The organism is Desulfococcus sp., assembly GCF_041737845.1.
In the GTDB taxonomy this organism is placed as follows: domain Bacteria; phylum Desulfobacterota; class Desulfobacteria; order Desulfobacterales; family Desulfococcaceae; genus Desulfococcus.
This window is the reverse complement of record NZ_JBGSQX010000074.1, coordinates 71,189-85,593: the sequence shown is the minus strand read 5'-3', so window position 1 is coordinate 85,593 and position 14,405 is coordinate 71,189. Positions and strand designations below refer to the sequence as shown.

Genomic DNA, 14,405 nt, shown 5'->3' with positions numbered 1-14,405 from the left:
TCGACAACGGGCAGCCCGCGGGCTGCCCGTTGTGTTTGTGCCGTCGTGCCCGCAAAACTGGTCATTCGAAAATTCGGATATCCCCCAGGCCCTCCCGGATCACCTCCGGCTCGTCATTTTGAAGTGAAATGACGCTGGATGGCACGCCGGGCACCGGGCCGCCGTCGATCACGATATCGATCCGCTGACCGAAAAAGTCGTGGATCAATGAGGCGTCGTAAAACACCTCGCCTTCAGGGGTCGCCGCCGTGGTTGAGATGATGGGGTTTCCCAGCCCCTCCACGATCGCCAAGGGGATGGGATGGTCCGGCACACGGATGCCCGCCATCTTGCGGTTGGTCAACATGATTTTGGGAACCAGCTTGGAGCCTTCCAGAATGAAGGTGTAGGGCCCCGGAAGCAGTCGCTTCATGGTTTTGTAGGCGTAGTTCGAGACCTTGGCGTAGTCGCTGATGTTTTTCAGATTCGAACAGATGAAGCTGAACGGCTGCTTCGGGTCCATCCGTTTGAGCTGGTAGATCTTCTGGATCGCCTTTTTGTTCATGATATCGCATCCGATACCGTAATACGTATCGGTGGGGTAGGCGATCACCCCTCCCCTTTCGAGGGTTTCCACAACCTTTTTGACCAGCCGCGCCTGGGGATTTTCGGGGTTCACCTCAATGAGCATGGCAGCATCCATTCCGGTTTCGGGTAAAAGGGTATCGAAGCGTAGATCGTAAAGTATATGATATTAATGCCATGAGAGACGGACTGTCAAGCTGTCTGAAATAAAGATTGCGAAAGCCCGGAGCCTTTGTTAGCATCCGCGGTTAATTTTTTCCCGAGACAGGATAAACTCGTCAAAAGCCGCTTGACAGACGGCTTCGTAAAAAGCCCGAGATCAGGGCTTGCGATCCCCGAGGGCTGGTGCATGCCCGCCCGCCCCTGTGCCGAGGGATGCGCGCAACGCTGATATCGGTCTTTTTATGGAACCGTCAGACACCCTTTGAAACCTTTTTATCTTCAAAATTCTGGAGGCGCATCATGACCAACCGATATCTGGAGGAGGCCTATTCCTTTGACGACGTGCTGCTGATCCCGATGTATTCGGCCGTCCTTCCCAAGAGCACCAACACGACAACCCGGCTGACCCGCAAGCTGTCCCTCAATATCCCCATTGTCAGCGCCGCCATGGACACGGTGACCGAATCCCGCATGGCCATCAGTATGGCCCGGGCCGGCGGCCTCGGGTTCATCCACCGCAACCTCGACATCGAAAGCCAGGCCAGGGAGGTGGACAAGGTCAAGAAATCCGAGAGCGGCATGATCGTCGATCCTGTGACGATCGATCCGGACCAGGTGATCGCCGATGTCCTGAAGATCATGGAGCGCTATCGCATCTCCGGCCTCCCGGTCACGCGGGGTGACCAGTTGCTGGGAATCCTCACCAACCGGGACCTGAGATTCGAAACGGATTTCAGCAAGAAGGTCTCGGAGGTGATGACCAGCGAAAACCTCGTCACCGTATCCGAGGGCATCTCCCTCGAGGACTGCAAGAAGACCCTCCACAAGCACCGGATTGAAAAGCTGCTGGTGGTCGACGCCAACGGCAGGCTGAAAGGCATGATCACCATCAAGGACATCGAAAAGATCAAGAAATATCCCAACGCCTGCAAGGACGGCAGGGGGAGGCTCCGGGTCGGGGCGGCCGTAGGGGTCGGCCCGGACATGGTGGCGCGGGCCCAGGCCCTCTTGGACGCGGATGCGGACATCCTCCTGATCGACACGTCCCACGGCCACAGCAAGAACGTCATCGACGCCGTGAAGATCCTCAAGAGCACCTTTCCGGACATCCAGCTCATCGCGGGCAATGTCGGCACCGGAGAAGCCGCCCAGGACCTCGTCTCCGCCGGGGTGGACGGCATCAAGATCGGCATCGGCCCGGGGTCCATCTGCACCACCCGCATCGTGGCCGGGGTGGGTGTCCCCCAGATCACGGCCATCATGAACTGCAGGGAGGTCTCCGAAAAGACCGGGGTGCCCCTCATCGCGGACGGCGGCATCCGGTTCTCCGGCGACATCACCAAGGCCATCGGCGCCGGTGCCCACACGATCATGGCCGGCGGTCTTCTCGCAGGGGCCAAGGAGAGCCCCGGAGAGATGGTCTTTCTTCAGGGCCGGAGCTACAAGGCCTACCGCGGCATGGGATCTGAAGAGGCCATGCGCCAGGGAAGCAAGGACCGCTACTACCAGGGCGAGGATGCCGAGGAGGACAAGCTGGTGCCCGAAGGCATCGTCGGCCGGGTCCCCTACACCGGCATTTTGTCGGATATCCTCTTTCAGCTTGTCGGCGGCCTCAAGGCGGGCATGGGCTATCTCGGGTGCGACAGCATCGAGTCATTGCGCGAAAACGCCCGGTTCATGAAGGTCAGCGCCGCCGGGATGCGGGAGAGCCATGTCCACGACGTCATCATCACCAAGGAAGCGCCCAACTACCGACTCGATTAACCCCCTAAGAAGATTCCCGGACACTGTCATGACGCAAGACCAGAAAAATTTTGTCCACCTCCATCTCCACACCCAGTACAGCCTCCTGGACGGCGCCATCCGGATCGATGCGCTGATGCAGCGGGCCAAGGAATACGGGATGGGGGCGGTGGCGGTGACCGACCACGGCACCATGTTCGGCGCGCTGGAGTTCTATGAAAAGGCACTCAAGGCCGGCATCAAGCCCATCATCGGATGCGAGTTCTATTTGGCCCCCCGGAGCCTGGCCGACAAAACGCCCTTGGACAGCAAGGGCATGCGCCATCTGCTCCTTCTGGCGGAGAACCAGGAGGGCTACCGGAATCTCTGCAGGCTCGCCACCGCTGCGCAACTGGAAGGGTTTTACTACAAGCCCCGCATCGACCGGAAGATCCTGGGGGAATGCAGCAAAGGACTGATCGCCGCATCCGCCTGCCTCCACGGGGAGATCCCCATGTTTCTCAAGCACGGCAGACCGGATGAGGCGGACCAGGCCGCCCGGTTCTATCTGGAAACCTTCGGCGAGGCCAATTTCTTCCTGGAGGTCCAGAGCAACGGCATTCCCGAACAGGACATCGTCAACCAGGGGATTCTGGACATGAGCCGGAGGCTCTCCATCCCGATCATCGCCACCAACGACTGCCACTATTTAGACCGGGAGGACGTCCGCGCCCACGACGTGCTCCTGTGCATCCAGACCGGCAAGACCATCCATGACGCCGGGCGGTTCAAGTTCGCGACGGATCAGCTCTATTTCAAATCCCAGAAAGAGATGGCGGCAGCGCTCGGCCATTTTCCAGGCGCCATCGAGAACACCGCGGAGATCGCCGGTCGCTGCCACATCGAATTTGACTTCAAGACCTACCACTTCCCCAAGTTCGACACGTCATCGGACATGTCCGCCGACGAGATGTTCGAGGACGAGGTCCGCAAGGGGTTTGCCCGAAGGATGGCCCATATCCGGAAGAAGCGCGGCCAGCTCGACGAAAAGGTCTACGAGGAGCGCCTCGATTACGAGATCGGCATCATCCGGCAGATGGGATTTTCCGGGTATTTTCTCATCGTCGCCGATTTCATCCAGTACGCCAAGAAAAACGGCATCCCCGTCGGACCGGGAAGGGGATCGGCGGCCGGCAGCATCGTGGCCTATGCCATGGAGATCACCGACCTCGACCCCATCGAACACGGCCTGATCTTCGAGAGGTTCCTCAACCCGGCCCGCATCAGCATGCCGGATATCGACGTGGACTTCTGCATCAACGGCCGGGAGCAGGTCTTCAAGTATGTCGTGGAGAGATACGGCGGCGGGGAGTACGTGGCGCAGATCATCACCTTCGGAAAGCTCAAAACCCGCGCAGTGATCCGGGATGTCGGCCGGGCCCTGGACATCCCCCTGAAGGAGGTCGACGCCATCGCCAAGATGGTGCCCGACGTTCTCAACATCAGTCTCGACAATGCCCTCGAACAGGAGCCGCGCCTGGCCGAAATGGCCGAAACCCAGCAGGCTATCGGAGAGCTGATCAAGATCTGCCGGGTGCTGGAAGGCCTGCCCCGTCATGCCTCGACCCACGCCGCCGGCGTGGTCATCGGCGACAGCCCCCTGGTCAATTACCTCCCCTTGTACCGCGGCAAGAAAGGCGAGGTGGTGACCCAGTTCGACATGAAGCGGGTCGAGCAGATCGGGCTGGTCAAGTTCGACTTTCTGGGGCTCCGCAACCTCACCGTCATCGATAACACGCTCAAGCTGATCGCCGAAAACGGGAAAACCCCGCCCGATCTTCTCCATCTCGACTTTGGGGATGATCCCACCTACCAGCTTCTCTCCCGCGGGGATACCACGGGGGTTTTCCAACTGGAAAGCGCCGGCATGAAAGACCTCCTGGTCCGCCTCAAACCCGCCCGTTTCGACGACGTCACGGCCCTGGTGGCCCTGTACCGCCCCGGACCGCTCGACAGCGGCATGGTCGATGATTTCGTCGAGCGCAAGCACGGCCGTCAGAAGGTTGAATATCTCCTTCCGGAGCTGGCGCCCATCCTGGAAGAGACCTACGGGGTCATCCTCTACCAGGAGCAGGTCATGAAGATCGCGGGCGTCCTCGCCAATTATTCCATGGCCGAGGCGGACGGCCTCCGGAAAGCCATGGGAAAAAAGATCCCCGAAATCATGGCCCAGCACCGGGAGCGCTTCAGCAAGGGGGCCGCGGAAAACGACCATCCCGCGGACCGGATCACCAAGATTTTCGATCTCATGGAAAAATTCGGGGGGTATGGGTTCAACAAGTCCCACAGCGCGGCCTATGCCCTCATCGCCTATCAGACGGCCTACCTCAAGGCCCATTTCCCCGTGGAGTTCATGGCCGCCATCCTCACCAGTGAAATGGGATCGATCGACAGCGTCGTCAAGTTCAATGCGGAATGCCGAAGCCACGACATCCCGGTCCTTCCGCCCGACATCAACACCAGCGGCAAGGGGTTTACGGTGGACGGGGATAAGATCCTCTTCGGCCTGGTGGCCGTCAAGAACGTGGGGGAGAGCGCCATCGATGCCATTCTGGACGCCCGGAAAAGCGGCGGCCCGTTCTCTTCCATCTTCGATTTCTGCGAACGGGTCGACCTCAAGCGGGTCAACAAGCGTGTTTTGGAGAGCCTCATCCAATGCGGCGCCTTTGACTCGACCGGCGCCCATCGGGCCCAGATGACGGCGGCCGTCGAGACGGCCCTGGACTACGGTCAGCGCGTCCAGAAAGAGAAGGCAAGCCCCCAGATGGGGCTGTTCGATGCCTTAGAGGTCGCACGGCAGACCTTCAACGCCCCGGCCCTGCCCGACGCCCCCGTCTGGGACAACAGGCAGCAGCTCGCCCTCGAGAAGGAGTCCCTGGGCTTCTACATCACGGGCCATCCCCTGGACCAGCATGAAAAGACCATCGGCAAATTCGCCACCGCAGATGTCCTCTCTCTCAAGGAGAAAAATGACGGGGAGGCGGTCCGCATCGGCGGCATCATCACCGACGTCAAAACCATCCGGACCAAGCGGGGGGAGTTGATGGCGTTCCTCACCACCGAGGACATGACGGGTTCCGTGGAAAGCACCGTCTTTTCATCGGTATATGAATCCGCGGCCCATCTTCTGACGGCGGATGCCCCGGTGCTCATCGAAGGGAGGCTTCAGAAGGAGGAAAACGGGGTCAAGATCATCGCCGACAAGATCGTCTCGGTGGAGCAGGCCGAGGAAACCTGGACGGCCAGCATCCACATCAATCTCGACATCACCCGGACCGACAGGGAAAGCCTGCTGACGCTCCGCGGCATTCTGGAGAAGCACAGGGGCACCTGCCCGGCGTATCTCCACCTGGTGGCGCCCGAGATATCGGATACCCTCATTGCGATGCCCGATACGATCCAGCTCAGGGCGGGAGAGGGGCTCTCCCGGGAGGTCAACGGCTTTCTGGGCTATACTGCGGTCGAACTCGTCTGCAAGACCGCGGAGGCCTCGGCCGGCTCCAGAAAGGGGCCAAACGGCAGACGGGCGCGCCCGTGATGCCCATGCCTCGGGTGGAGTGCAAGACCCCCCGCCGCTCGCCGCCTTGCCGCGGGGCAGACCGCCATTTCAGGGCTTCGCATCCGGAGACCGCAGCGCCTCATCCATGCTTTTATCGTAGAAGGCGAAACAGCCGCCGCCGTCTTTTCGTTTCGCCTTGAACATGGCGATATCGGCGCACCGGATCAGGGCCTCCATGTTTTCGGAATCCTTGGGATAGGTACTGATGCCGATGCTCGGCCGGACGAAATCGATGTCATGGCCCTGGATCCGGTAAGGCTGTGACAGGGCATACAAAACCCGGCAGGCGGCCTCCTCCGGACGGGACTCATCCTTCAGGTTGTTGAGGATGACGACGAACTCGTCCCCCCCGATCCGGCAGATGTGATCGGTTTTCCGGAGGCTTGCCTTCAGGCGGGCGGCGACCTCCCTTAAAACGCCGTCCCCGACATGATGGCCGTACTCGTCGTTGACCCGCTTGAATTCGTCCAGGTCGAGATAAAAAATGTTCTTTTCCTTCTGATCCCGCTTGGCGAGGGCCAGGGTCTCCCGCATCCGCTCGAAAAATGCCTTCCGATTGTAAAGCCCCGTGAGCGAATCGTGGTAAACGAGATAGATCAGTTCGCTCACATTTCGCGCCACCCCGCGAAATCCGATAATCTCGCCGGCCACGTTGCGGATCAGGGAAACCGAGATCTCGATGTGACAGGGGGACCCGTCCTTCCGGACAAGGCACCACCCGATGCCTTTCTGGGCCTGACCGGTTTCATACGCCTTCCTGAAGATCCGGAAGGCCTTCTCCGCCGTTCCCCGATCCATCAATTCCCGGAAATTCATCCCGATCAGCTTTTCCCTGGCGTATCCGAGCATGCGGTAGAGAGCGTCGTTGAAAAACAGAAGGTTCCCCGAAAGATCGGCCTCGTAGAAATACTCCTCGATGTTTTCGAGCATGGTGCGATACCGCTCTTCGCTTCGCCTGAGGGATTCCTGGTCCCGATGGATCACCTCGAAACGGCGCTTCAGCTTCTCGTTTTCCCGGAAAAGCGCCCGGATCCTTTCCCGCAGGGACTCCAGCTCCTTGCGCTCCCTTTCCCGGATCTCGCACTGATCCTGAAGGGCCTTCTTCTGTTCCGCAATTTTCCGCCCCATCCGGCCGATGCAGGCGCCAATGTCGCCGATTTTCAGGAGTACGTCCATGAAAAGTTTTCTGAAGAGCACCGACCTGGACATACGCCTCCTCCTCCGTAACAATCCATTGAGCCGGGGAATTCGCACCCATGGCATCCGCCTTACGGCAATGGGGTGTGGGAGATCACCCTACATATACGGTAAGGATGTCCTTTCTGGCGTCAACATGCTGGATGGTCACCTGGATCAGGTCCTCGGGCTTGAGATTGACCCCGGATGAATTGGGAAGAACGCACTCGATCATGTAATCCGTCATGAGTGCGAGGTATGCGCCTTTGCGTTTGTTCAACACGATGGCCTCTTCTTTCTGGCCGATTCTCTTTTCGAGGTATTTCAAGAGCCAATATCTTTTTCGCCGGTTCTGGAGGCGGATCACGGCGCTCATGGGCTGCTCCAGAAGCTGGATTGCCTTTTCAATGTCCGCCGAGCCGTAGGCCGAGTTCAAGCCGTATACCGATCGAATCTGCCGCTGGGTCACCAGGTCGAAATATTTCCGTATGGGGGAGGTCGCCGTCACATAGGCGTTCAGTCCCAGGCCGGAATGACGCTCCGGTTGGGGGCTCAGCACAAACCGGCTGAGAAACTTCCGCTGCATCCAGTTCTGGTAAAGAGTCCCGCCGTTTTCTTTGAACAGCCGCTCACGGGGATTGGGCTGGGACCGATAAATGGCCGGGAGTCCATGTTTGATCAGGAACTCGGCCACGAGCCAGTTGGCCATGATCATGATCTCCGAGACAAGCAGCCGTGCGGGGCTCTCCCGGTTGGTTTTGTTCACGATCAGTTCGCCGGTTTCGTCAATCCATACGTTTACCTCGGGCAGGGAGATATGAACCGCCCCCTCCCCCAGCCGCCGCTGCCGGAATTTCCTGGCGATGTTTGCCAGTGTGGCGATCTCTTTATTCCCTTCGGCCAGCACATTGGCATCATAGTAGGTCAGTTGATCCGTCACCCGGACTATGCTGGGAAAAATCTCATAACTTTCAATGTCGGCATTCCGGCTGAGGCGGATCATGGTGCTGATGCCGGGCCGCACCTCTCCGACCCTGAGGCTGCACTGCCCCTCCGCAAGCTCGGGGGGGAGCATGGGGATCCTGCGGTCCGGCATGTAGATCGAACTGCCCCGCATGACGGCCTCGCGGTCAATGGTGCATCCATCCGCCACAAAATGCCCGACATCGGCGATGTGGACGCCCAGGAGGTAATACTCTCCGCAATCCTCGATGCTCAGAGCATCATCGAAATCGAGGGTGGACTGGCCGTCAATGGTGATCATCCGGAGATCGGTGATATCCCTCCGTTTGTGATCGGACCTGGCCACGGAGGATTTCAGCAATGCCCGGGTGAGGGTCATCACCTCTTCGGAAAAATCGGTGGGAACGTCGTACCGGTGAAGATCGATGTTTTCGTTGGTATCCCAGATACCCAGCCTGACGAAAACCTGGAAAAGCTTTTCAAGGTCCCCGACGCCCGCCCGGGCCGTTATCGCCTTCCCAAGTTCAGCGTGGATGCTCTCCTTTTCGAAAAGATAATAAGACTTGAGTATGGCAATCAGTTCTGCCTCTTCATCCGCCAGGCCCGACGGCCCTCCCCCGATCCCGCAGCCGGTCATGAGCCGCTTAAGCCATTCGCCGCCTCTTTCGATCAGCCGGTTTCTTCGCGCCGCCGCTTCCGCCTGAGTGCGCTGCTGCGTCATCTGGGCCTCGGAAAGGGGCAGGAATCCTTCCTGGTTAAATTTGAAATAATGGCGGTTCCTGAAAAAGGCCCGGATCACGGCGGATTCGTGATCGCCGTCGGCAGCATCCGGAAAGCAGAGTTGGGTCATGGTGTGGAGGGAAATCCATTCCTGTTCGGTGTTCAGCACCTCCCAGAGTTCCTGGATATCCACCTGCCCGGCCAGGGATTCGCGAAGCCGCGCGGTTTCTTTCAGCCCGGCGGCGAGCCGCTCCCATCCACCCGAAAGGTCCAGGCGCTTGTTCGATTTATGCAGCAGCCGTCCTTCAGCCATGACGATTTCACGGCTGTTTTCCGCCAGGAGGCGGAGCTTCTGCCTGCCGACTTCGAGGACAACCGCGCAGACGATCTTCTGACGGTCAATAAATTCAACAATATTTCCTAATTCCATAACTTATCATCATACCAATCCGCCCCTTGAAAGTCAACGAATGGATGCGGTGAAATGCTTGGAAAAATCGCGTGATCCAAAGCTCTCTCCCCGGTCTGCAAAGCGGCGTGCGCCCCGGCATGCCGCACGCCATGGTGGCGGAAGATGCGCGCAGCGCGGACAGGGGGCTTTTTCCGGAAGTGTCAAGGTCTGCTTGATGCCTTTAAAGGGGTATGGTATAGCAAATGGAAATCAACCCGAATCCGGAGCGCCGTGACCGTGGAATCCTCCCCCCTCGATCTTCTCAGACCCAGCCTCTCCGGCCGGCGAGCCGCCATCGCCGCCGGACTGCTCTGCCTGCTGGTGGTGGATCTGCTCCAACTGGCGATCCCCCGGATCATCAAAAAGGCCGTCGACGGCCTCACCGCTCTTTCCGCAACCCCGGCCACCCTCGTGATCGACACACTCTGGATCGTGCTGATCGCCCTCGTCATCGCCGCCTTTCGCTTCCTCTGGCGGCATTTTCTCATGGGGCTTTCACGGGAAATCGAACGGGATCTGCGGAATCGCCTTTTCAGCCACATCCAGACGCTGTCGGCCTCCTATTTTCAGAAAACCCGGACCGGGGATCTCATGGCCCACGCCACCAGCGACATCCATCATATCCGGATGGCGGCCGGTATGGGCCTCGTGGCGCTGGTGGACGCAGTGCTTCTGGGGGCCGCCACCATCGGCTTCATGGCCTACATCAACATCCGCCTGACCTTGTTCACCATCATCCCTATGCCCCTGATCGTGCTCAGCACCCGTATTTTCAGCAAAAAGATGCACAACGCGTATCAATCGGTCCAGGAAAGCAATTCGACCCTGACCGAGCGGGTACGGGAGCATTTCACCGGGATCCGCATCATCAAGGCCTACACCCGGGAAACGGAGTCCGCACGGGCGGTCGAGGCCGTCTCTCGGGAATATATCGACAGGAATGTCCGGCTGGTCTGGATCACCGGGGCATTTTTCCCGATGATGCAGCTCTTTTCCAACATCTCTCTGGCTTTGGTGATCTACCTGGGCGGTCGGCAAACGATCTTCAACCAGATCACCGCGGGCGACTTCGTCGCCTTCATCAGCTATCTGGGCATGCTGACATGGCCCATGATGGCCATCGGCTGGCTGGTCAACCTCATCCAGCGCGGCAAGGCATCCCTCGCGCGCGTCGGAGCGATCCTGGATACCCGGCCCGACATAGGGAACCGCCCCGGCGCCCGGCCCTTTTCAGGGCTATCCATCGACATCAAGACGGAGGCGCTCCAATTCCGTTACGATGAAAATGTCCCTCCGGCCCTGGAGGAGGTCTCCCTCCATATCCCCGGGGGCACGGTCCTTGGCGTGACCGGTCCGCCTGGCGCCGGAAAAACCACCCTCCTCCGCCTCCTGACCCGCATCCAGGATCCCTCCGGCGGACGCATCCTTTACGACGGCGCAGACATCCGCGACCTCAGGATCGAAGATTTCCGGTCCCGGATCGCCTACGTTCCCCAGGAACCGTTCCTGTTTGCCGGAACCCTTCGGGACAACATCACCTTCGGCGCCGACATCCCCGAGGAAGAGTTCCTGAAAGCGCTCCGGATGGCGGCTCTCGAAAAAACCCTCAGGTCCCTGCCCCTGGGCGCGGAAACCCTCGTGGGAGAAAAGGGGGTGATCCTCTCGGGGGGCCAAAAGCAGCGGGTGGCCCTGGCCCGCGCCTTTCTGAGAGAGCGCCCGATTCTGATCCTGGACGACCCCATCAGCCAGGTGGACGCGGAAACCGGAGACGTCATCCTCCGGGCCGTCCGCGATCTCGCCGGGAGGCGCACCCTGGTCATCGTCTCCCACCGGATCTCCGCGGTTCGTTTCGCCCAAAGGATCATCACCCTCCAAAACGGCCGGGTAACCGAATCCGGGACCCATCAGGAGCTGCTGCTTCAACAGGGCTATTACGCCAGAATGCACATGCTCCAGCAGATGCGCGAGGCCGCCGATGCTGCATGACCGCGGCTACGCCCAGGAAACCGCCCTGGGGGCGCCCGTCGACTCGGCCCTCCTGCGGGAACTCTACCCCCACGTTCGCCCCCACCGGCGCTCGATTTTTCTGGCCGCCTTCCTGGCGCTGCTCATGACCCTTATCAGCCTGGGGATGCCCTATATAACCAAAATCGCCGTGGACCGCCATATCGTCCCCGCGCCCCGACCCCAGAGCCATGCAGAACGCGACGGGGCTCCGTCGGCCGGATTGGAACGGCGCCTGTCGGTCGATATCTCCTCGCCCGAGACCGCCGCAATCGTGCGCAGATACCCCGAGAGGTTTGGGGTGCAAGGGACATCGGCGGAGATCCTTCTCTCCGAAACAGCGCATCTGTCCGATGGCGAGATCCATATCCTGCGGCAGCAGGACATCACCGGCGTGGGTCTTGCGGCCGTTGCGTTTCTGATCCTCACCGTCATCGAATTCGTCCTGAATTTCTTTCAGATGATCGTGATGGAGATGGCGGGCCAGAATATCATGCACGACCTGAGAATGCGGCTCTTCAGACACATTCAGGGGCTGCCCCTGTCGTTTTTCAACCGGACGCCCGTGGCCCGCCTGGTGACCCGAGCCACCAACGATATTCAGAACATGCACGAGTTTTTTACCTCGATCATTGTCTTCGTCTTCCGGGACGTCTTCCTTCTCGTCGGCATCACGGGGGTGATGATCGGCATCCACTGGCAGCTTTCCCTGATCTGCTTCGCCATCCTCCCTTTCGTGTTCATGGCCTCTGCATTCTTTTCCAGGACAGCCCGGGGCGTTTTCCGGACGCTCCGCATCAAGACGGCGGAGATCAATACGCGCTTTTCCGAAACCATTGCAGGGATTTCCGTGATTCAGACGTTCGGGGAAGAAGAGAACAACGCCCGCACCTTCAGGGTGCTGAACCAGGAATTCTATCGGGCCGGCATGCAGCAGATCCACATTTTCGCGGTGTTCATGCCCCTGATCGAGTTCTTCAGCGCCGTTTCGCTGGCCCTTGTCATCTATTACGGCGGGAAAGGCGTCCTCCGCGAGGACATCAGCCTGGGCATTCTCGTCGCCTTCATCAGCTATATGCGGATGTTTTTCAGGCCCATTCGGGACCTTGCGGAAAAATACAACATCCTCCAAAACGCCCTCTCCTCCGCAGAGCGGATTCTCCTGCTCCTGAACACCCGCGAAACCCGGGATCAGCCCCACGCCCCCGCCCGCTCCCATCCGCCTGCGGCCATCGAATCCCTTTCGTTTGACAACGTCAGCATGAGCTATGTTGAAAATGAGCCCGTCCTCCGGAATGTCAGCTTCCGTATGGAGCGGAACGAAACGACAGCCATCGTGGGCCCGACCGGCTCCGGCAAAACGACCTTGATTCATCTCATTCTTGGGCTCTATGATCCCACATCAGGCTGCATCCGGGTCAATGGAGAGGACATCCGGCACTGGTCGCCCGGGGCGTTGCGCGCCAGAATGGCGGTCGTTCCCCAGGATCCGTTCCTGTTTTCCGAATCCATCCGGGACAATATCAGGCTGGGCAACCCGGATATCTCACCGGAGGATTTGGATCGCGCGATCGAGGCATCGAACCTGGCTCCCCTGATCCGAAGGCTGCCTGCCGGACTCGACACAAAATTCAGCGAAGGAGGCCTGTCCATTTCCAGCGGAGAGCGCCAGCTCGTGGCCATCGCCCGGGCCCTGGCGCGAAACCCGGACCTGATCCTCCTGGACGAGGCCACCTCCCATATCGACTCTGAAACGGAACTCAAGATTCAGGGGGCGCTCTCCAACCTGATGCGGGACCGCACCGCGCTGATCGTGGCGCACCGGCTGTCCACCGCCCGTCACGCGGATCGCATCATCGTGATGGAGAGCGGCCGGATCATCGAGTCTGGAACCCACGACGAACTGATGGCCTTGGAAAAGGTATACTGCAAACTGAACCGGCTGCAGCACGCACATGATCCCATGGCGGCCCCAGAACCATAATATTTTTTATGGTCTTACAAAAAAAATCCTTTCCAAACGTATGCTTCCAAGCTAATTTGGGCAACTGGCCGCCCCGCTTGAAAGGGCGGTCTACATCCCGAGGCAAGGAGGGTTACATGACAACCAAGAGAGGGTGTGCGTCTGTATTTTTTTCCGCTGTTATAGTTTTCATTATTGCCTTTTTTGTGCCCATCGGCGATAGCTGGGGAAATGATCTTCCCGACATTCAAGCAAGAGGGGTCATCCGTCACCTGGGCGTTCCCTACGCCAACTTTGTCACCGGCAGCGGGGACGGGCTCGACGTCGAGATGATGAAGCTCTTTGCCCGGAGCCTGGGCGTCCGGTATGAATACGTTCCGACCGTTTGGCGGAAGGTCATCGGGGACCTCACGGGCAAGCAGGTCGTATTCGACGGAAAGGAGCTCAAAATCATGGGGGATGTCCCCGTCACGGGCGATATCATCGCCAATGGCATGACCATGATTCCCTGGCGGCGGGAGATCCTCAATTTTTCGAGGCCGACCTTTCAGACCCAGATTTGGCTTGTGGCCCTGGCGGATTCTCCGTTGGCGCCGATCATGCCCTCGGGCGACATCGAAAAAGACATCCTGGCGGTCAAGGGACTGCTTCGGGGATATACCTGCCTGGGGCTTCCGGATACCTGCCTGGAGCCGGCCCTGTATGGCATAAAGGAGACGGGGGCGCGCCCGGTCATGTTCGACGGGCATCTGAATGAGATCGCCCCGGCCCTGTTCAAGAGGGCGGCGGATGTTGCTCTGATGGATCTGCCGGACGCGGTCATCGCCATCGAGAAATGGCCGGGGCGTTTGAAGGTGATTGGACCGCTCTCCCCGGTGCAGCACATGGCCATCGCCTTCTCCAAGACCTCCCCGCTGCTGGAGGAGGCGTTCGAGCAGTTCCTGAACCGATGCTGGTCGGACGGCACCTACCTCCGCCTGGTAAAAAAATACTATCCGGTGGTTCCGGCCCTGTTCCCGGGATTTTTCTGACCCGGTTCCGGTTCAAGGGCCGTGACATCG

8 protein-coding genes are annotated in these 14,405 nt (G+C 59.6%); 5 read left to right on the top strand and 3 right to left on the bottom strand.

Annotated features, from left to right (window positions below):
* Positions 1-61: 61 nt before the first annotated feature.
* Positions 62-670, bottom strand: a complete 609-nt coding sequence (locus tag ACEW8N_RS08240) for an L-threonylcarbamoyladenylate synthase (RefSeq protein WP_373499326.1) — start codon at positions 668-670, stop codon at positions 62-64.
* A gap of 356 nt (positions 671-1,026) precedes the next feature.
* Between ACEW8N_RS08240 and guaB the strand changes: the two genes are divergently transcribed.
* On the top strand, positions 1,027-2,490 hold the full coding sequence (guaB, locus tag ACEW8N_RS08235) for an IMP dehydrogenase (protein WP_373499325.1): 1,464 nt from the start codon (positions 1,027-1,029) through the stop codon (positions 2,488-2,490).
* A 28-nt stretch (positions 2,491-2,518) separates the two neighbouring features.
* On the top strand, positions 2,519-6,046 hold the full coding sequence (gene dnaE, locus ACEW8N_RS08230) for a DNA polymerase III subunit alpha (RefSeq protein ID WP_373499324.1): 3,528 nt from the start codon (positions 2,519-2,521) through the stop codon (positions 6,044-6,046).
* Between the two features lie 69 nt (positions 6,047-6,115).
* Here the strand turns inward: dnaE and ACEW8N_RS08225 are convergent, their stop codons facing one another.
* Complete coding sequence (locus tag ACEW8N_RS08225) at positions 6,116-7,276, bottom strand: diguanylate cyclase (protein ID WP_373499323.1); 1,161 nt, start codon at positions 7,274-7,276, stop codon at positions 6,116-6,118.
* Between the two features lie 82 nt (positions 7,277-7,358).
* Complete coding sequence (locus ACEW8N_RS08220; protein ID WP_373499322.1) at positions 7,359-9,356, bottom strand: ribonuclease catalytic domain-containing protein; 1,998 nt, start codon at positions 9,354-9,356, stop codon at positions 7,359-7,361.
* Between the two features lie 252 nt (positions 9,357-9,608).
* On the opposite strand from ACEW8N_RS08220, the gene ACEW8N_RS08215 reads away from it, so the two are divergent.
* From ACEW8N_RS08215 to ACEW8N_RS08205, 3 genes are all read left to right on the top strand, one after another.
* Complete coding sequence (locus tag ACEW8N_RS08215) at positions 9,609-11,363, top strand: ABC transporter ATP-binding protein (RefSeq protein ID WP_373499321.1); 1,755 nt, start codon at positions 9,609-9,611, stop codon at positions 11,361-11,363.
* Complete coding sequence (locus ACEW8N_RS08210; RefSeq protein ID WP_373499320.1) at positions 11,353-13,365, top strand: ABC transporter ATP-binding protein; 2,013 nt, start codon at positions 11,353-11,355, stop codon at positions 13,363-13,365. The genes ACEW8N_RS08215 and ACEW8N_RS08210 overlap by 11 nt, the downstream gene beginning before the upstream one ends.
* 116 nt (positions 13,366-13,481) lie before the next feature.
* On the top strand, positions 13,482-14,375 hold the full coding sequence (locus ACEW8N_RS08205) for a transporter substrate-binding domain-containing protein (protein ID WP_373499319.1): 894 nt from the start codon (positions 13,482-13,484) through the stop codon (positions 14,373-14,375).
* The last annotated feature ends 30 nt before the right edge of the window (positions 14,376-14,405 follow it).